Annotated in this window: 15 protein-coding genes; 11 read left to right on the forward strand and 4 right to left on the reverse strand. The window is 65.1% G+C overall.

All coding sequences use genetic code 11. From position 1 onward, the window contains the following. Positions 1 to 8: 8 nt before the first annotated feature. Genes HDG33_RS21405 through HDG33_RS21425 form a run of 5 tightly spaced genes read left to right on the forward strand, consistent with a single transcriptional unit; the run spans position 9 to position 4,030 of the window. Entirely contained in the window at positions 9 to 785 is a 777-nt protein-coding gene (locus tag HDG33_RS21405; RefSeq protein WP_184005824.1) for an amino acid ABC transporter ATP-binding protein, read from the forward strand. Further along, entirely contained in the window at positions 782 to 1,093 is a 312-nt protein-coding gene (locus HDG33_RS21410; protein ID WP_184033043.1) for a (2Fe-2S)-binding protein, read from the forward strand. Before HDG33_RS21405 ends, HDG33_RS21410 begins: the two co-directional genes overlap by 4 nt. Continuing rightward, positions 1,072 to 2,448 carry an NAD(P)/FAD-dependent oxidoreductase gene (locus HDG33_RS21415; protein ID WP_184033045.1) on the forward strand — a complete coding sequence of 459 codons (1,377 nt, stop codon included), beginning with the start codon at positions 1,072 to 1,074 and terminating at the stop codon, positions 2,446 to 2,448. Before HDG33_RS21410 ends, HDG33_RS21415 begins: the two co-directional genes overlap by 22 nt. Next, a complete protein-coding gene (locus HDG33_RS21420) occupies positions 2,445 to 3,617 on the forward strand; it encodes an FAD-binding oxidoreductase (protein ID WP_184033047.1) in 1,173 nt (390 codons plus the stop codon). Before HDG33_RS21415 ends, HDG33_RS21420 begins: the two co-directional genes overlap by 4 nt. Positions 3,618 to 3,628: 11 nt before the next feature. Further along, the gene (locus tag HDG33_RS21425) at positions 3,629 to 4,030 is read left to right on the forward strand and encodes a helix-turn-helix domain-containing protein (RefSeq protein WP_090811113.1); all 402 of its coding nucleotides are present in this window, start codon (positions 3,629 to 3,631) and stop codon (positions 4,028 to 4,030) included. Positions 4,031 to 4,122: 92 nt separating this feature from the next. Here HDG33_RS21425 and HDG33_RS21430 read toward each other — a convergent pair whose 3' ends face one another. From HDG33_RS21430 to HDG33_RS21440, 3 genes are all read right to left on the reverse strand, one after another. Then, complete coding sequence (locus HDG33_RS21430) at positions 4,123 to 4,626, reverse strand: Lrp/AsnC family transcriptional regulator (protein WP_090811115.1); 504 nt, start codon at positions 4,624 to 4,626, stop codon at positions 4,123 to 4,125. A gap of 88 nt (positions 4,627 to 4,714) precedes the next feature. Next, positions 4,715 to 6,115 carry an aspartate aminotransferase family protein gene (locus HDG33_RS21435; protein ID WP_184033049.1) on the reverse strand — a complete coding sequence of 467 codons (1,401 nt, stop codon included), beginning with the start codon at positions 6,113 to 6,115 and terminating at the stop codon, positions 4,715 to 4,717. A 260-nt stretch (positions 6,116 to 6,375) separates the two neighbouring features. Beyond that, entirely contained in the window at positions 6,376 to 7,266 is an 891-nt protein-coding gene (locus HDG33_RS21440) for a GNAT family N-acetyltransferase (protein WP_184033051.1), read from the reverse strand. Positions 7,267 to 7,581: 315 nt separating this feature from the next. Here HDG33_RS21440 and HDG33_RS21445 point away from each other — a divergent pair, with 315 nt between their 5' ends. The 6 genes from HDG33_RS21445 (at position 7,582) to HDG33_RS21470 (ending at position 14,236) form a co-directional block, all read left to right on the forward strand. Beyond that, positions 7,582 to 9,162, forward strand: a complete 1,581-nt coding sequence (locus tag HDG33_RS21445; RefSeq protein ID WP_184033053.1) for an ABC transporter substrate-binding protein — start codon at positions 7,582 to 7,584, stop codon at positions 9,160 to 9,162. Between the two features lie 132 nt (positions 9,163 to 9,294). Beyond that, positions 9,295 to 10,248: an ABC transporter permease gene (locus HDG33_RS21450; protein WP_090811123.1), complete on the forward strand. Its 954-nt coding sequence runs from the start codon at positions 9,295 to 9,297 to the stop codon at positions 10,246 to 10,248. After that, a complete protein-coding gene (locus tag HDG33_RS21455) occupies positions 10,245 to 11,237 on the forward strand; it encodes an ABC transporter permease (protein WP_184033056.1) in 993 nt (330 codons plus the stop codon). Before HDG33_RS21450 ends, HDG33_RS21455 begins: the two co-directional genes overlap by 4 nt. After that, positions 11,237 to 13,192: an ABC transporter ATP-binding protein gene (locus tag HDG33_RS21460; RefSeq protein ID WP_260330547.1), complete on the forward strand. Its 1,956-nt coding sequence runs from the start codon at positions 11,237 to 11,239 to the stop codon at positions 13,190 to 13,192. The genes HDG33_RS21455 and HDG33_RS21460 overlap by 1 nt, the downstream gene beginning before the upstream one ends. 35 nt (positions 13,193 to 13,227) lie before the next feature. Next, positions 13,228 to 13,608 carry a helix-turn-helix domain-containing protein gene (locus tag HDG33_RS21465; protein ID WP_184033058.1) on the forward strand — a complete coding sequence of 127 codons (381 nt, stop codon included), beginning with the start codon at positions 13,228 to 13,230 and terminating at the stop codon, positions 13,606 to 13,608. A 274-nt stretch (positions 13,609 to 13,882) separates the two neighbouring features. Beyond that, the gene (locus HDG33_RS21470) at positions 13,883 to 14,236 is read left to right on the forward strand and encodes a DUF1428 domain-containing protein (protein WP_184033060.1); all 354 of its coding nucleotides are present in this window, start codon (positions 13,883 to 13,885) and stop codon (positions 14,234 to 14,236) included. An 83-nt stretch (positions 14,237 to 14,319) separates the two neighbouring features. On the opposite strand, the gene HDG33_RS21475 is transcribed toward HDG33_RS21470, so the two are convergent. Then, positions 14,320 to 17,952: a hydantoinase B/oxoprolinase family protein gene (locus HDG33_RS21475; protein ID WP_184033062.1), complete on the reverse strand. Its 3,633-nt coding sequence runs from the start codon at positions 17,950 to 17,952 to the stop codon at positions 14,320 to 14,322. Positions 17,953 to 17,976 lie beyond the last annotated feature (24 nt).

Here is a 17,976-nt window from a genome sequence, read left to right on the forward strand (position 1 = left end):
AGGATGCGATGATCGAAATCACGAATGTGCACAAGAGTTTTGGCACCGTACCCGTTCTCAAGGGCATTTCGCTCAACGTCCGCCAGGGCGAAGTGGTCTGCCTGATCGGTGCGTCGGGCTCGGGAAAGTCAACCCTGCTGCGCTGCATTAACGCGCTGGAGTCATACGACGAAGGCGAAATTCGTCTGCTCGGCGAGCGCGTCGAACAGCGCGCGCGTAACATCAACCAGTTGCGCACCCAGGTCGGCATGGTGTTTCAGCGCTTCAACCTGTTCCCCCACCGTACGGCGCTCGAGAACGTGATGGAAGGGCCGGTGCACGTCAAGCGCCTCGCGCGCGCGGACGCGCAGCGCGAAGCGTCTGAACTGCTCGACAAGGTGGGGCTCGGCCACAAGCTGCACGCCTATCCTCATCAGCTTTCGGGCGGGCAGCAGCAACGGGTGGCGATTGCGCGCTCGCTCGCGATGAAGCCGAAGGCGATCCTGTTCGACGAGCCGACCTCGGCGCTCGATCCAGAACTGGTCGGCGAAGTGCTCGGCGTGATGCGCACCCTCGCACGGGAAGGCATGACGATGCTGGTGGTCACCCACGAAATGGGCTTTGCGCGCGAGGTGGCAGACCGGGTGTGTTTTCTGCACGCGGGACTCATCATCGAGGAGGGCACGGCGCAGCAGGTGCTGGGCTCGCCGCGCGAGGCGCGCACCCGCGAGTTCCTGCGCCACGTGCTGACCAATCGCAGCGACGCTCACGTCGCGCCCGACGGTATGGCAGGAGCCGCGGCATGAACGGCAGATTCGTACGCGTAGGCGAGACGGTTCGTGCCAAAGTCGAACTGACGATCAACGGCGAGCCGGTCCAAGCGCTGGCCGGCGACACGCTGCTCACCGCGATGCTGTGCTCGGTGCGGCATGTGCGGCAGTCCGAGTTCGGCGCGGAACAACGCGCCGGCTTTTGCCTGATGGGCGCGTGTCAGGACTGCTGGGTATGGACCGCCGACGGCGAGCGGCTGCGCGCCTGCACCACGGTGGTCGAAGCAGGCATGCGCGTCGTCACGACGCAACCGGAGGCGCAATGGCCGAACCTCGCATCGTAATCGTCGGCGCCGGGCCTGCAGGGGTGCGCTGCGCGCAAACGCTGCTGGCGGCCGGCATCCGCCCGATCGTCGTCGACGAAGGCAGGCGCGATGGCGGCCAGATCTACCGGCGTCAGCCCGATGGCTTCACGCGGCCGTATTCGAAGCTGTACGGCACGGAAGCCGCGCGCGCGGAGAACCTCCATCGAACTTTCGAGCGACTGCGCCCGCAGATCGATTACCGTCCGCAGACGCTGGCGTGGAACGTCGCGCAAGGCAAGCTGCATATCGTGCATGAAGGACACGCGAGCGTGTTGCGCTACGACGCGCTGATCCTGTGCCCCGGTGCGACCGACCGGTTGATGCCGGTCAAAGGCTGGCAGTTCGCCGGTACCTACAGCCTCGGTGCCGCGCAGATCGCGCTGAAGTCGCAGGCCTGCGCGATTGGCCGTCAGGTCGTTTTCATGGGTACCGGCCCATTGCTGTATCTGGTCGCGAACCAGTACGTGCAGGCGGGCGCCAGGGTAGCGGCGGTACTCGACACGTCGAAGACCGGTGCGCGCTTGCGCGCGCTGCCCAAATTGCTGGCGCGCGTCGACGTATTGCGCAAGGGCCGCGCGCTCGTGACCGCGTTGAAGCGCTCAGGCGTGCGGGTGGAAAACGGCATCGAGCCGCTCGAAATTCTCGGCACTCCGGACGACGGCGTGCTTGGCGTACGCTTTCGCGATGCGCGCGGCAACGTCGCGCAGGTCGATTGCGACGCGGTCGGTCTCGGCTATCACCTGCGGCCGGAAACCCAGCTTGCCGATCTCGCGCGCTGTGCGTTCCGTTTCGACGCGATCACGCGGCAATGGGTGCCGCAAATCGACGAACTCGGTCGCAGTAGCGAAAAGGGCGTCTATATCGCGGGCGATGGCGCGCGCGTGCTCGGCGCGGACGGCGCCGAGGTCGCCGGACAGCTCGCGGCCCACGCTGCGCTGAGCGATCTCGGGCGGCCCGTTGCGGCGACCACGCTCGACGCGTTGACGCGCGAACAGCGCAAAATGGATCGCTTCCGACTCGGTCTCGTGGAGGCGTTTGCGTGGCCTGCCGCGCAGGCGGCGCGTCTGTCCGACGATACGATCGTTTGCCGGTGCGAAGGCATCACCGCGGGCGAACTGCGCCGCGTGGTGCGCGATGAAGGCGCGCAGGAAGCGAACCGTGCCAAGGCCTTTAGCCGTGTCGGTATGGGGCGCTGTCAGGGACGTTACTGCGGCCATGCGGGCGCGGAGGTGATCGCGGCGGCGGCGAACGTGCCGCTCGAGCAGGTTGGCAGACTTCGTGGACAGGCGCCGGTCAAGCCGCTGGCCATCGCAACCGTGGAGGATACCGAGTGAACCGTGCACAAGCCGATGTTCTGATCGTGGGCGGCGGGTTCATGGGTGCGTCCGCCGCATTTTTTCTGAGGCAGCGGGGCCGCTCGGTGATCCTGCTCGAGCGCCAGCTCGTCGGGCAACAGGCGAGCGGCACCAACTTCGGTAACGTGCGCCGTCAAGGGCGCTTTCTGCCGCAGTTGCCGCTGGCGAACCGCTCGCGCGAAATCTGGGGGCGTCTGCCGGAATTGATCCAGCACGACGCCGAGTTTCTGATGTCGGGCCATGTCCGCGTCTGTTATCGCGAAGAGCAGGCCGACCAGTTCGAAACCTATGCGAAGGAGGCCGCGCACTACGGTCTCAAGCTCGACCTGTTGCGCGGCGACGCGCTGCGCGCGCGGTTTCCGTTTCTCGGTGCGGAGGTGCTGGCGGGCTCCTATTCGCAGATGGACGGGCACGCGAATCCGCGCCTCGCGGCGCCCGCGTTCGCCCGCGCCGCTGCTCGGCTCGGTGCGCGGATCGTCGAAAACTGCGATGTCGTGACGGTGGAAAAAGAGGGCGCCGAGTTTCGCGCGACGAGCGCCGACGGCCGCACGTTTCATGCGCCCGTGCTGCTGATCACGGCGGGTGCGTGGGGCAACCTGCTGTCGGAGCAATTTGGCGAAGCGGTGCCGATCGCCGTCAACGGTCCACAGATGGCCGTTACCGAACCCGTGCCGTATGCGATCCAGCCGGTGGTCGGCGTGTCGTCGCCGCAGATCGAAGAGGTGGTGTATTTCCGCCAGGTCGCGCGCGGCAATATCGTGATCGGCGGCTGCGCGCGTGCGCCAGCGTATCTCGACGAGCGTCGCGCGAAGGTTCTCCCCACAAGCACGTTGCTGCAGTTCAGACAGCTGCAGCGGGTCGCGCCGATGCTGCGCAAGCTGAGCATCATCCGGGTGTGGAGCGGCGTGGAGGGCTATATGCCCGATGACAAACCGATCATGGGCGCAAGCGGGACGACCAGCGGACTGTTCTATGCGTTCGGTTTTTGCGGCCACGGTTTTCAGCTTGGTCCGGGCGTAGGCGACACGATGGCCGAACTGATCGACACCGGCGCCACCAGCACGCCGCTCGAGCCGTTCGACATCCGCCGCTTCGCGACCGGTCGGGAGACGGCACCGACAGTGCCGCCCACGTCGCGCGTTGCGTGAGCGGAGCGTCGATGCTGAGCCTGAGCCCAACCTCATCATCATCCGCGCCTGAGCTTGCGGGCGCGAGCCGTCATCCGACGCGCGCGCCGAATCGCGTGAGCCGCGCCGTGCAGCGTGCGCTCGACTTCATCGATGCCTGTTTCGCCGAGCCAATCAGCCTGTCCGAACTGGCTGCCGTCGCGCAGTTGAGTATTTCGAGGTTTGCGGTGCGCTTCAGCGCGGAGATTGGCGTGTCGCCGCAGCAATATGTGCGGCTGGTGCGCGTACGGCATGCGCAGTGCCTGTTGCGACGAGGCTTGCCGCCGTCGATCGTCGCGACCGAGGTGGGCTTCTTCGATCAAAGCCATCTATGCCGGCACTTCAAACGTGTGCTTGGCAGAACGCCGGGGGAATGGCTGAGCGCGAATGGTTGATTGCAAGTCGACAGGCCACCGGCGTCGCGCCGGTGGCCTCGAACGCATTCGACCCGATCGGGCCGGCGCGCGCAGCCGAAACCATCACCGCTTCATTGATGCTGCTGCGAGAAGAGCGTTTCCAGCGGGTATTCGGATTTCACGAATGGCGTCTTGATGATGACGTAGCTGAAATACTTCTCGATGCCGATGTCGCGCTCCAGCAGCCCTTCGATCACGCTCTGATAATGATTGACGCTGCGCGTGACGAACTTCAGCAGGTAATCGTAGCCGCCGCTCGCCAGATGGCATTCAATGATCTCGTCCACAGGGCGGATCGCCGCCTCGAACTTGGCGAAGTCTTCGCGACGATGGTCGGCGAGCGTGACCTCGGTGAACACGATCTGCACGTCACCGAGTTTCTGCAGCTGGATATGTGCGCCGTAGCCGACGATATAGCCGGCTTTTTCAAGCCTTTTCACGCGAATCAGACAGGGGCTCGGCGAGAGCCCCACGGCGTCCGCAAGCTCGACGTTCGTGATACGGCCTTTCTTCTGGAGTTGCGAAAGAATACGCAGGTCGATCCGGTCCAGCTTCGTGTCGCCGCTTGTCGTCATGTATCGGTCTGCCCGTCGAAGGTTCTGCTTTTCGCTTCGTTGCGCTTCGCCTTGGTCAAGCAACGCGCAGGCCGATGTTATCACGCGCTCAGGCGGCCGCGCGGCTCGCGCCGCGCAATGCGGCACGCACCTCCGCCTGCTCGAGCACCTCGTCGAGCGTGCGCCGCAGACGGCCGAACAGTTGTTCGAACTCGGCCTCGCCGAAGCACAGCGCGGGCGCGAAACCGAGAATGCTGTCGCCGAATGCGCGGAACACGAGGCGGTTGCGGTAGGCTGCGGCCGTGATCCGGTCCGGCAGCTTCAGCGACGGATCGAAGCGTGCCCGCGAGTTCTTGTCCGCGACCAGTTCCAGCGCGCCGAGCAGCCCGCGATGACGCGAGTCGCCCACCAGCGGGTGAGCGAGCAGCGCGTCGAGCCCGGCGGCAAAGCGCGGTGCCTGCGCGATGCCGTTCGCGAGCAGACCGCCCTCCTGATAGAGACGCAGTACTTCGAGCCCGATGGCGGCGCTTACCGGATGTGCGGAGTAGGTCTGACCGTGACCGACGACCGCGGTATCGCGCGCATCGCCTGCAATGCCCTGGTAGATTTCGTCGGACATCAGCACCGCGCCCATCGGCGCATAACCGGAGGTCAGCCCCTTCGCCACCGTCATCAGATCCGGCTCGACCTGTTCGGCCTCGCACGCGAAGAGCGGGCCGGTACGACCGAAGCCCGTGATGACCTCGTCGGCGACGAACAGGATGTCGAGGCGGCGGCACGCGTCGCGCATCGCCTTTAACCAGCCGACCGGCGGCACGATCACGCCGCCCGAACCCTGGATCGGCTCGCAGAAGAACGCGGCGACGTTCTCCGCCCCGAGTGACGCGACTTTCGCTTCGAGCGCGGCGACGGATGCGGCGATCAGCGCTTGCGCGTCACTGCCTTGCGGCTGACGGTACGCATACGGCGACGGCAGATGGTGCTGGTGCGGCAGCGGCAGGTCGAAGTTGCGGTGGAACGCGGGCAGCGCAGTGAGCCCCGCGCCGACCGACGACGATCCGTGATAGCCGCGTTCGAGCGCGATCATCTGCTTTTTCGCCGGGCGCCCCGTTGCATTGAAGTAATGCGTGATGAAGCGTATCGCGGAGTCGATCGCATCGGAGCCGCCGAGCGTGAAATAGACGTGCTGCAGCGAAGCGGGCGCAAGCAACACCAGTTTTTCGGCGAGTTCGATCGCGGGTTCCGACGAGAAGTGGAAGTAGGTGGTCGCGTAGGGCAGCTTGGTCATCTGGCGCGTCGCCGCTTCGACGATGCTCTGCTGGCCGTAACCCACGTTCACGCACCACAGGCCCGCAAATGCGTCGAGCAGTTCGTTGCCGTCGATATCGCGCAGATACGCGCCGTGGCCGGATTCGAGTACGGTGGTGCCGCGCGCTTCGTGTGCGCGATAGTTGATGACCGGGTGAATCAGGTGCTTGCGGTCGGCGTCGATCAGCGATGAGTTTGACATGATGGTGGTTCCCCGCACGTGGCGATCAGGTAAGAGTCACCCCTCGATAGTAGCGACAGCCGTATGCGTGCCGTTCAGCCAAAAAAAAGCCTAAAGAGCGTCGACGCAGCGTTTTTCACCCCGCAGACAGCATTTTCTGCTGGGCATGCCTAATAGCAGGGCGAACCCCAACGCTGCCGTGCATGAGCGGCCGTGTTTGCGTGTGGAAGAGAGATGCGCCGCGGTGCAGCGGGTTCAGGTTCAGCGTGGCTTCACCTGGCTCAGGTGAGCGACTGCGCGATCACCGCATACTGATGCAGCCTTGGGTCGGCGCGGCTCGACTCGCCATCGGCTGGCGCGGATGCAAGCCGGCGCATCTTCACGACCGTCTCCGAGCGTGCGAGACCGAGGCCGGTTAGCCACTCGCGCAGGCCGTGTCCGTGCGGCACGTCGATGCGCACCAGCGCGCCTTCGTTCAGCGCGAGCCAATGGCTGATCAGCGCCTTGGCCCGCACGGCGTCGGGAAACGCGCTGGCGACGACGGGGCCGATCACGAAGCCGCGTCCGAAGCGGCGGAACAGCGAGAAGCCGAGTAGTTCGCCGTCGCGATCGAGTGCGATACCGTCGGCCAGATCGAGCAGCGGCGGCAGTACGTGGCTGCGATCGAGGCCGCTAGCGCGTGATTCGAGCGCGACGAGTTGCTGCGTGTCGCTCGCCCCGAGCGGGCGCAGCCGCTCGTTGGCGGGCAGCGCAACGAGCGGCGGCCGGAACGCCGCACCCTGCATCTGGTCGAGCGCGCCGCAGCGCTCGAAGCCGAGCGCGTCGCACAACGGCTGGCCAGCCTCGGTCGCATAGAGCGTGATGTCACGCTTGCCAAGCTCGTCGAGCGCGTGCGCGAGCAACGTGCGGCCGATACCCACGCCGCGATGCTCCGGCGCGACGATCAGCATGCCCAGCGTCGCCTGATCCGCGCCGAACTTCCAGCAGACCACGGTGCCGACCAGCGCGCCCGCCGTCTCGGCGACGAAGCCGATCCCGGTGCGCGCCGAGAACCGCCAATCTTCACGGCGATGCGGCCAGCCGATCGCGGCGGACAGGCGTTGAGCGGCAGGGATGTCGTCGGCTGTCAGGCGTCTGTAGGTGAAACGTGCGTGAGGCGTTGGATCGGACACGGGGCGCTCCGTGAATAGTCGGCCGTGCCGCGACTGTTGCACGTTGCCCGGTGATTGACTAGTACGAACTTCTCATCGTGGGGGGGCGTCCTGTCCAGAACATCAGGGTCAATGCCAGGAGCGGCAAATCATGCTGTTTTGACCACTCAAAACCATGTTTTCGAATGGTCGAATCCACCGATACGCGATCAACGCCATTTTTTGCAGTGCTTAAATCGATTCATGCAATGCCACCGCGCCGCGACCAGCACGCGGAGCGGCGTCGAACACCAATGCTGGATACCCCGCGTTCAATCACGAGTGAGGAGCAGTTGCATGTACGACGACCCAATCAAAACGGGCGGCTTCAGCCGCCGTGACATGATGCGTTTGCTGGCCGCCGGCGGCATCCTTGCCACCGGCGCGGGAGGTCTGCTGGCGGGGGCTCGCCCGGCATTCGCGGCACCCACGCCGAAGAAAGGCGGCAAGATCCGGGTGGCCTACGACGCATCCTCGACCGCGGATACGCTCGACCCGGCCAAGGGTTCGGCGGGCTCCGATTACATCCGCTTCTTCATGTTCTATAGCAGCCTGACGCAGCTCGATTCGTCGCTGACGCCGAGGATGAATCTCGCCGAATCGATCGACACCAGCGACGCGAAAGTGTGGGTGATCAAACTGCGCAAAGGCGTAACGTTCCACGACGGCAAGCCACTCGCGCCCGCCGATGTCGTCTACTCGCTGATGCGTCACAAGAATCCGGCAACGGCGTCGAAGGTGAAGACGCTGGCCGATCAGTTCGTGGAGGCGAAGCAGACCGGTCCCAATGAAGTCACGCTGACGCTCGCGTCCGCCAACGCGGACCTGCCCGTGATTCTTGCCACGCCGCAATTCGTGATCATCAAGGACGGCACGACGGACTTCACGACGGCCGTCGGCACCGGCCCGTACAAGCTGAAGACGTTCAAGCCCGGCGTTTCGACCGTCGGGATCCGTAACGACAGTTTCTGGAAGACCGGCGGCGGCCCTTACCTCGACCAGATCGAGCTGATCGGTATCGGCGATAACGCGGCACGGGTGAATGCGCTGCTGTCCGGCGATGTTCACCTGATCAATTCCGTCGATCCGCGCGCGACGCAGCGCATTGCCGCGACGCCGGGCTACGAGGTGCGCGAGACCAGGTCGGGCCTTTATACCGATCTGATCATGCGCCGCGACAACCCGCTGACGGGCAACCCCGATTTCGTGCAGGGCATGAAGTATCTGTTCGACCGTGACCAGATCCGCTCGGCGGTATTTCGCGGTTATGCGGTGATCGGCAACGATCAGCCGATTCCGCCCGGACACCGCTACTTCAATGCGTCGCTGCCGCAGCGCCCGCACGATCCGGACAAGGCGAAGTTCCACTTCCAGAAAGCCGGAGCAATCGGTACGACGCTGCCGCCGATCTATGCGACCACCGATGCGAACGGCTCGATCGAGATGGGCGTGCTGCTGCAGCAGTCCGCCGCGAAGATCGGCGTGAACCTGGACATCAACCGCGTGCCGGCGGATGGTTACTGGTCGACGCACTGGATGAAGCATCCGCTCGGGTTCGGCAACATCAATCCGCGCTCGAGCGCCGATGTGCTGTTCACACAGTTCTTCAAGTCCGACGCCCCGTGGAACGAGTCGGGCTGGAACAACCCGAAGTTCGACCAGTTGCTGGCCGCGGCGCGCTCGGAAACCGACGATGCGAAACGCAAGCAGATGTACGGCGACATGCAGGTGCTGGTATCGGAGCAGGGCGGCATTGGCATCCCGACCTTCCTGAGCCTGCTCGATGCGAACGACAAGCACTTGCAAGGGCTCCAGCCCGTGCCTACCGGCGCGATGATGGGCTTCAACTTCGCCGAGTACGTGTGGTGGAACGCGTGACCCGCTGAAGCGCCCGGACGCGGCGGGTGGCCCCCGCCGCGCCGCTCGCGGCAGGCAGCCGCAGCGCGCCCGAGCGGCACGGCTCATGTATGACTCGCCGTGTCGCGCAGCCTAACCGAGGAGCTCATGCCCATGAACGGGAATATCGCCCAGTTGATCGGCCGGCGCGTCGCCGTCACTGCGCTGACGCTGCTGATTGTCTCGATCATCATCTTCGTGATCACCAACCTGTTGCCGGGCGATGCCGCGCAGGCCGCACTCGGCCAGTCGGCGACGGCGGATACGGTCGCGGCGCTGCGGCTGCAGTTCGGCCTCGACCAGCCGGCATACCTGCGGTACTTCCATTGGCTCGTCGGTCTGCTGCACGCGAACTTTGGCGTGTCGCTGTCGAGCAATCTGCCGGTGTCCGAAATGATCGAAGGGCGCCTGCCGAAGTCGCTGACCCTCGCGGCGATCACCACCGGGGTGTCGGTGCCGATCGCGGTGTCGGCGGGCATTCTCGCGGCAGTCAAGCGCGACTCGCTGATCGATCGGATCGTGAGCCTCGGTACGCTGTCGCTGGTCGCCACGCCCGAGTTCCTGATCGCGACGCTGGCGGTGCTGGTGCTGGCCGTCAAGCTGCACTGGCTGTCAGCGCTGTCGTACAGCGGTGAGATCGAGAGCCTGCACGACTTTCTGCGCGCGTATGCGATGCCGGTCGTCACGCTGTGCGCGGTCGTGATCGCGCAGATGGCCCGCATGACACGCGCCGCGGTGATCGAGCAACTCAGTTCTTCGTATGTGGAAATGGCGATGCTCAAGGGCGCGAGCCCCGCCCGCATCGTACTGCGCCACGCACTCCCGAATGCGATCGGCCCGATCGCCAATGCAATCGCGCTGAGCCTGTCTTATCTGCTTGGCGGCGTGATCGTCGTCGAGACCATCTTCAACTACCCGGGCCTCGCCAGCCTGATGGTCGACGCGGTGAGCAACCGCGACTTCCCGCTCGTACAGGCCTGCACGCTGCTGTTCTGCCTCGGCTATCTGCTGCTCGTGCTGCTAGCCGACCTGTGCGCCATCATCTCGAACCCGAGGCTGCGGACATGACGATTCTTCGACCTTCTTCCGATGCGCCTCACCGGCTCGGTGCGCTCGAACCGGTGCAACGCAGCAGCATGATTCCGCAGGGCGCCGATCCCGCGCGGTCCTGGGGCGGCGGCGGAGGCCCGGCGCCTCGACCGGTGCGCCGTCGCAGCCTCGCGCAACGCATGAACCTGTCGACTGGCGGCTGGATCGGCCTGGCGATGGTCAGTTGCGCGTTGTTCGTCGCGGCGTTCGCATCGTGGCTCGCGCCGCATTCGGTCGGCGCGATCGTCACGCCTGACGTATTCGCGGGCTTCAGCGCGAAGCTGCCGCTCGGCTCCGACTACCTGGGTCGCGACATGTTGACCCGCATCATCTACGGGATGCGCCTGACGGTCGTGCTCGCGCTGGCGGCGGCGCTGCTCGCGGCGCTCACGGGGACCATGCTGGGACTGCTCGCGGCCGTGGCCGGCCGCGGGATCGACGAAACCATGAGCCGGCTGCTCGATGCGGTGACGTCGATCCCGTCGAAGATGTTCGCGCTGATGATCGTCGCCGCGTTCGGCTCGTCACTGCCGTTGCTGATCGTGACCGCGGCGATCAGCTATATGCCGGGCTCGTACCGGATCGCCCGCTCGCTGGCGGTCAATATCGGCACGCTCGAATACGTGCAGGTCGCGCGGGCGCGCGGCGAAAGCGCGCTCTACATCGCGTGCCTCGAGATGCTGCCGAACATGATTCATCCGATCCTCGCCGACACCGGACTGCGCTTCACTTTCGTCGTGCTGCTATTGAGCAGCCTGAGCTTTCTCGGTCTCGGCGTGCAGCCGCCGTATGCCGATCTCGGTTCGCTGGTACGCGAGAACATCGCCGGCCTCGGTGAAGGCGTGCCGGTCGTGATCCTGCCCGCGATCGCAATCGCGATCCTCACGGTCGGCGTGAACCTGCTGATCGACGGACTGCCGCATCATGGCCGCCGCAAGGGCATGCCTGATGCCGATGGAGGTCACTGATGAAGGCACCCTTTTTCAGACGTGCTCACGCGGCCTTTGAGGCCATCTCGAGGACCGCGCCGCTACCCCCGTCGAATCTGGTCGAGGTACGGGGCCTGCGCGTGGTCGGAAGCCGGCCCGGCGAGCCGGATACGACGATCGTGCATGACATCGACTTCGAAATTGCGCGCGGCGAGGTGCTCGCATTGATCGGCGAATCGGGCTCGGGCAAGACCACGATCGCACTGTCGCTGATGGGCCATGCACGCAGCGGCTGCCGCATCGCGGGCGGCGCGATCCGGGTGGGCGACACCGACGTGCTCGGGCTCTCGCCGAAAGCGCTCGCGGGATTGCGTGGCCGCAAGGTTGCCTACATCGCGCAAAGCGCGGCCGCTGCGTTCAACCCGGCGCGCGCGATCATGGACCAGGTGATCGAAAGCGCGCTGATTCACGGCACGCTCAGCAAGCGCGCCGCGCGGGCCAAAGCGGTCGAACTGTTCCGCGCGCTCGCGCTGCCGGAGCCGGAGACGATCGGCCGGCGCTACCCGCACCAGGTGTCGGGCGGCCAGTTGCAGCGGCTGATGGCGGCGATGGCGCTGATCACCGACCCCGAACTCGTGATCCTCGATGAACCGACCACGGCGCTCGACGTCACCACGCAGATCGACGTGCTACAAGCGTTTCGCAGCGTGATCCGCCAATGCGGAATGACGGCCGTCTACGTATCGCACGATCTGGCGGTGGTCGCGCAGATGGCGGATCGCATCGTCGTGCTAAGCAATGGTGAAATCCGCGAAACGGGCCGCACTGAACAGATTCTGCATGCGCCGGCGCACCCGTATACGCAAAGCCTGATTGCTGCCGTGACGCCCGTCGCCCCGGCTGCCTGCACCTCGGCGGCTCCCGACGCAGCCCAGCCGAACACGCCGCTGCTCGAACTGCGCGGTCTGACGGCCGGCTACGGCCGCACCGACGCGAAGGGCTGGCCGCACAAGGTCATTCTGCGCGACGTGGACCTCGTGATCGATCGTGGTCAGACGGTAGGCGTGATCGGCGAATCCGGTTCGGGCAAGACGACGCTCGCGAAGGTGATCGCCGGGCTCGTGCCGATGGCGCGCGGCAATCTGCTGCTCGACGGTGAGCCGCTCGCCGCCAACCTCAGCCGCCGCAGCCGCGAACAGTTTCGCTGTATCCAGATCGTGTTCCAGAACGCCGACACCGCGCTTAATCCGACGCACACCGTCGAGCGCACGCTGGCGCGTCCACTGAAGTTCTATCACGGCATGAAGGGCGAGGCCGCGCGGCGCCGCGTCGCCGAACTGCTCGGCCTGGTGCGCCTGCCTGCCGAGCTGGCGCAGCGGCGCACCGGAGAGCTGTCGGGCGGGCAGAAACAGCGCGTGAATCTCGCGCGGGCGCTGGCCGCCGAACCCAAGTTGATCCTGTGCGACGAAGTCACGTCCGCGCTCGATACGGTGGTCGGCGCTGCGATTCTCGAGCTGTTGCGCGATCTGCAAAAGAAGCTCGGCGTGTCATATCTGTTCATCACGCACGACATCGCCAAGGTGCGTGCGATCAGCGACGACATCGTCGTGCTGTACGCGGGGCACCGCGTCGAGACGGGCAACCGCGACGCGTTGTCGGCGCCGCCATATCACCCGTATTCGCATCTGCTCGTGTCGTCGGCGCCGGAGCTTCGCGCCGGCTGGCTCGAAGAAGCGGGCGAGCGTTGTCATCAGACGTTGCCGCCGATCGGTGAGTCGACTCATGAGCCGGAGCTTTGCACATTTCTCGCGCGATGCTCAATGCGCATCGACGGTGTCTGCAATCGCACGTCGCCGAGCGTGCGCACGCTCGCGAGCGGCGCGCAGGTGCTGTGCCATCGCAGCGAAGCGGAACTGGAGCGATACCAGAGCGGGCCGCCCGACGGTGCTGCTGCGGCGAGCGTGCTCGCGCAGTCCGGCACGGTGCGGGTCTGATGCCGCTACGAAAACGTAGCGCGAGGGGATAGAACATGACCGGAGTCTTCTACGACTACGCAGGCGATAGGACCGTGGCGATGTCGCGCGCGATCAGGCGGGCCGTGGCTTTTATCGAGAGTTCGTTCGCGCAGCCCGTCAGCCTCGCGACGCTTGCCGCCACCGCCGGGTTGAGTGTTTCGCGCTTCGCCACCCTGTTTCGCAAAGAGGTGGGTATTTCGCCTCATCGCTATGTGTGTCTGGTGCGAATTCAGCACGCTAAACGGCTATTGCGTGACGGCGTCCCGCCCTGTGAGGTCGCTGCCGAAGTCGGATTTTTCGATCAAAGTCACCTTGGCCGACACTTTCGGCGCGCGGTCGGCGTGACGCCGGGGCATTTCGTTGCTTCGCCAGAATCGGGCAGCGCATTCAGATGAAGCGAGGGCCGATGGAGGTGAGCTGGACGCGTTGCAGTGGGGTAGGCGAAAGAGCTGCCTGGTTCCAAGATAGCGTGGGCAACCTGCTCGGCATCGGGCAACCGCTTAAGCAAGCAGGCCGCCGCCATGCCTCGAAGAGCCGCAGGCTATCAGAGCAAAGGGACGCGACTATTGTCGATTTTTTGACTCCCCGCTCGTCGTGCGTATGGGCGGCCGTGTTGCGATGCGCTGCCAACCGGCGCCTACTGTGCGTGTGTAAACAAGGAGATTGCAAATGAATTACATCGATGGATTTGTTGTCCCCGTACCTACGGCCAACCGCGAAATTTACAGGCAGTTCGCCGAAAGAGCGGCGGCCGTCTTCAAGGAGTACGGTGCGTTGAAGGTGGTCGAGTGCTGGGGAGATGACGTGCCAGAGGGCAAGGTAACGTCGTTCCCAATGGCGATCAAGCGCAAGGATGATGAGACGGTGGTGTTCTCCTGGGTTGTCTGGCCGTCGCGTCAGTCGCGAGACGAAGGGATGAAAGCGGTGATGGCTGACCAACGGCTGCAACCGGGAAAAGATCCAATGCCTTTTGACGGTCAGCGGCTAATCTATGGCGGTTTCGAAGTGATCGTCGACGCGTGATGGCGTAAAAACATGGCGCCGGTTCGAGTGAGACGCGAGCCGACGCCGCTGTCTGGCATTGAACATCCGCAGTCCATGAAGCGTTACGCTTCCCCGAAACCCCCGCCACCCGGCGTTTCCACCACGAACACGTCGCCCGCGGCCATCTCGACGCTCGCGATATGGCCCAATGCGACGATCTCGCCGTCCGCGCGCTCGACGCGATTGCTGCCCCGCCTTCCCGCGCGTCCACCTGCCGCGCCGAAAGGCGCGTGAATGCGGTTGTTCGAGAGAATCGACGCGGTCATCGGCGCGAGAAAGCGGATGCGCCGGATCGCGCCGTTACCGCCGCGCCAGCGGCCCGCGCCGCCCGACTCCGCGCGGATCAGGTGCGACTCGAGCCGCACGGGATAGCGCCATTCGAGCACTTCGGGATCGGTCAGGCGCGAGTTGGTCATGTGCGTCTGTACCGCGTCGACGCCGCAGAAGCCATCGCCCGCGCCGCTGCCGCCTGCGATCGTCTCGTAGTACTGGTAGCGCGCGTCGCCGAACGTGAAGTTGTTCATCGTGCCCTGACTGGACGCGACGATGCCCAGCGCACCATAGAGCGCATTCGTAATCGCGGACGATGTCTCCACGTTGCCCGAGACCACCGCTGCCGGATAAACCGGATTGAGCATCGAGCCGTCCGGGACGATCACCGAGAGGGGCTTCAGGCAACCCGCGTTGAGCGGGATGTCGTCGCCGACGAGCGTGCGGAACACGTACAGCACGGCTGCCATGCAGACCGCCTTCGGCGCGTTGAAGTTGTTCGGCAGTTGCACGGACGTTCCGCTGAAGTCCACGGTCGCGCTGCGCGTCGCAGCATCGACGCGAATCGCGACGTCGATCACCGCGCCGTTATCGAGTTCATAACGGTACGCGCCGTCCTTGAGGGCGCCGATTACGCGGCGCACCGCTTCTTCGGCATTGTCCTGCACGTGCTGCATGAAGGCGAGGACCACGTCGCGGCCGAATTGCGCGACCATGCGGCGCAGCTCGTCCACGCCCTTCTGGTTCGCTGCGATCTGCGCGCGCAGATCGGCCATGTTCTGTGCGACGTTGCGTGCCGGATAGCGGCCCGATGCGAGCAGCGCGCGTGTTTCGGCGTCGCGCAGCACGCCCGCTGAAACAAGCTGCCAGTTATCGACCAATACGCCTTCTTCTTCGATATGCGACGAAGCGGCTGGCATCGAACCGGGTGTGATTCCGCCGATATCCGCATGGTGGCCGCGCGAGCCGACGTAGAAGAGCGGCTCGGCCGAACCGTCTGCGAACACGGGCGTGATGACGGTCACGTCGGGCAAATGTGTGCCGCCGTGGTACGGGTCGTTGAGCATGAACACATCGCCGTCGCGCATCGCGCCGCGATTTCGCTCGATGACGGTCTTGATGCTCTCGCCCATCGATCCCAGATGCACGGGCATGTGCGGCGCGTTCGCAATCAGATTGCCCGCAGCATCGAAGATCGCGCACGAGAAGTCGAGGCGCTCCTTGATGTTCACCGAATACGCCGTGTTTTGCAGACGCAATCCCATCTGCTCGGCAATCGACATGAACAGATTATTGAATATTTCGAGGCGCACGGGGTCGGCCTCGGTGCCGATCGAGCGGCGCGTGGGCAGCGGTTGCACGCGGGTCATCACCACGTTGCCTTGAACGGTCAGCACCGCCTGCCATCCCGGCTCGACCACGGTCGTGCCGTTCTTTTCGGCGATGATCGCCGGGCCATCGAGCGTGTCGCCTGCGCACAGCGTTTCGCGCTGGTAGAGCGATGCGTCGTGCCAGCTACCGCTCGAATACATGCGCACAACCGACTGCGCATGGGGCGCGTCGCCTGCCGCGCGCTGCGGCAGGCTGCCGGCATCGACTGGCGCGTCGGAATGGCCGATCGTTTCGACGCAAGCGAGTTCCGCGATGAGCGGCGTATCTGCCATCAGGAACGCATAGCGTTGACGATACGCAGCTTCGAAAGCGGCGCGCATCGCATCGACGCTGCCCGCTGGCACTGCGAGCGATGAATCGGTGCCCTGATAGCGCAGATGGACACGTCGCTCAGTCGTGATACGCGCGGCGTCCACGCCCTGTTCGAGCAGTGCGCCGGTTGCATCGGCCGCGAGCGCATCGAGCGCGGCTTCCAGCGTCGCAAGCGATGAGTCGTCGAGCGGGATTTCGAGCGCTCGCTCGCGCATCGCCGTCTGATCCGCGAGGCCCATGCCGTAAGCGGAGAGCACACCGGCAAGCGGATGCGCGAACACCCGCGTCATGCCGAGCGCGTCGGCCACACCGCACGCATGCTGGCCGCCCGCGCCGCCGAAAGTCGTCAGCACATACTGCGAGACGTCGTGGCCGCGTTGCACTGAAATTTTCTTGATCGCGTTAGCCATGCTGCCAATGGCGATCTCCAGGAAACCTTCAGCGAGCTCTTCTGGTGTGCGACGCTGACCCGTAGCCGCGAAGATTTCATCGGCGAGTGCCCGAAAGCGTTCAGCGACGACCTCGCGATCGAGCGACTCGTTCGCGTTCGGACCGAAGACGCGCGGAAAATAGTCGGGCTGAATCTTGCCGAGCATCACGTTGCAGTCGGTGACCGCGAGCGGGCCGCCGCGCCGGTACGCCGCCGGACCCGGATTGGCGCCCGCCGAGTCGGGGCCGACACGCAGCCGGGCGCCGTCGAAGCCGAGCACCGAGCCGCCACCTGCCGCCACGGTATGGATGCTCATCATCGGCGCGCGCATCCGCACGCCTGCCACCTGCGTTTCGAATACGCGCTCGAACTCGCCGTTGAAGTGCGAGACGTCCGTCGACGTGCCGCCCATGTCGAAGCCGATCACGCGCTCGAAGCCCGCTGCCTGTGCCGCGCGCACCATGCCGACGATACCGCCCGCCGGGCCGGAGAGAATCGCATCTTTGCCCTGAAATACATCGGCGCGTGTCAGTCCGCCGCTGCTTTGCATGAACTGCAGGTTCACGCCCGGCATTTCGCTGGCGACCTGATCCACATATCGGCGCAGGATGGGCGACAGATAGGCATCCACCACGGTCGTATCGCCGCGCGAGACCATCTTCATCAGCGGCGAGACTTCGTGGGAAACCGAGATCTGCGTGAAGCCGATTCGGCGCGCCAGATCCGCAAGCTCGCTTTCATGCGACGTGTGGCGATAACCGTGGATCAGCACGATTGCGAGCGCGCGGATGCCCTTGTGGTAGACCTCGCGCAGTGCGCGCTCCGCTGCCGCGTGATCGAGCGTCGCGACCACTTCGCCTTGCGCGCTCACGCGTTCGTCGATTTCCACCACGCTCTCATAGAGCGCTTCCGGCAACGCGATGTCGAGATCGAACAGGCGGGGGCGGTTCTGATACGCGATCCGCAACACGTCGCGGAAGCCGCGTGTAGTGACGAGCGCTACGGGCTCGCCCTTGCGTTCGAGCAGCGCGTTGGTCGCGACCGTCGTGCCCATTTTGACCATCTCGACGTCGCGCGACGTAATCGGTTCTCCGGCTCGCAGGCCAAGCACATGGCGAATCCCGGCGACAGCCGCATCGCGATACTGCTCCGGGTGTTCGGAAAGCAGCTTGTGCGTGGTGAGCGTGCCATCCGGGCGGCGCGCGACGATATCGGTGAACGTGCCGCCGCGGTCGATCCAGAACTGCCAGCGGGACGGCGTGCAAACATCGGAGGCGTGATCGTGCTTCATGGTGTCGTGGTCGTGATGCGAAAG

Origin of the sequence: Paraburkholderia sp. Cpub6 (genome assembly GCF_014201065.1) — a bacterium.
Lineage (GTDB): Bacteria > Pseudomonadota > Gammaproteobacteria > Burkholderiales > Burkholderiaceae > Paraburkholderia > Paraburkholderia tuberum.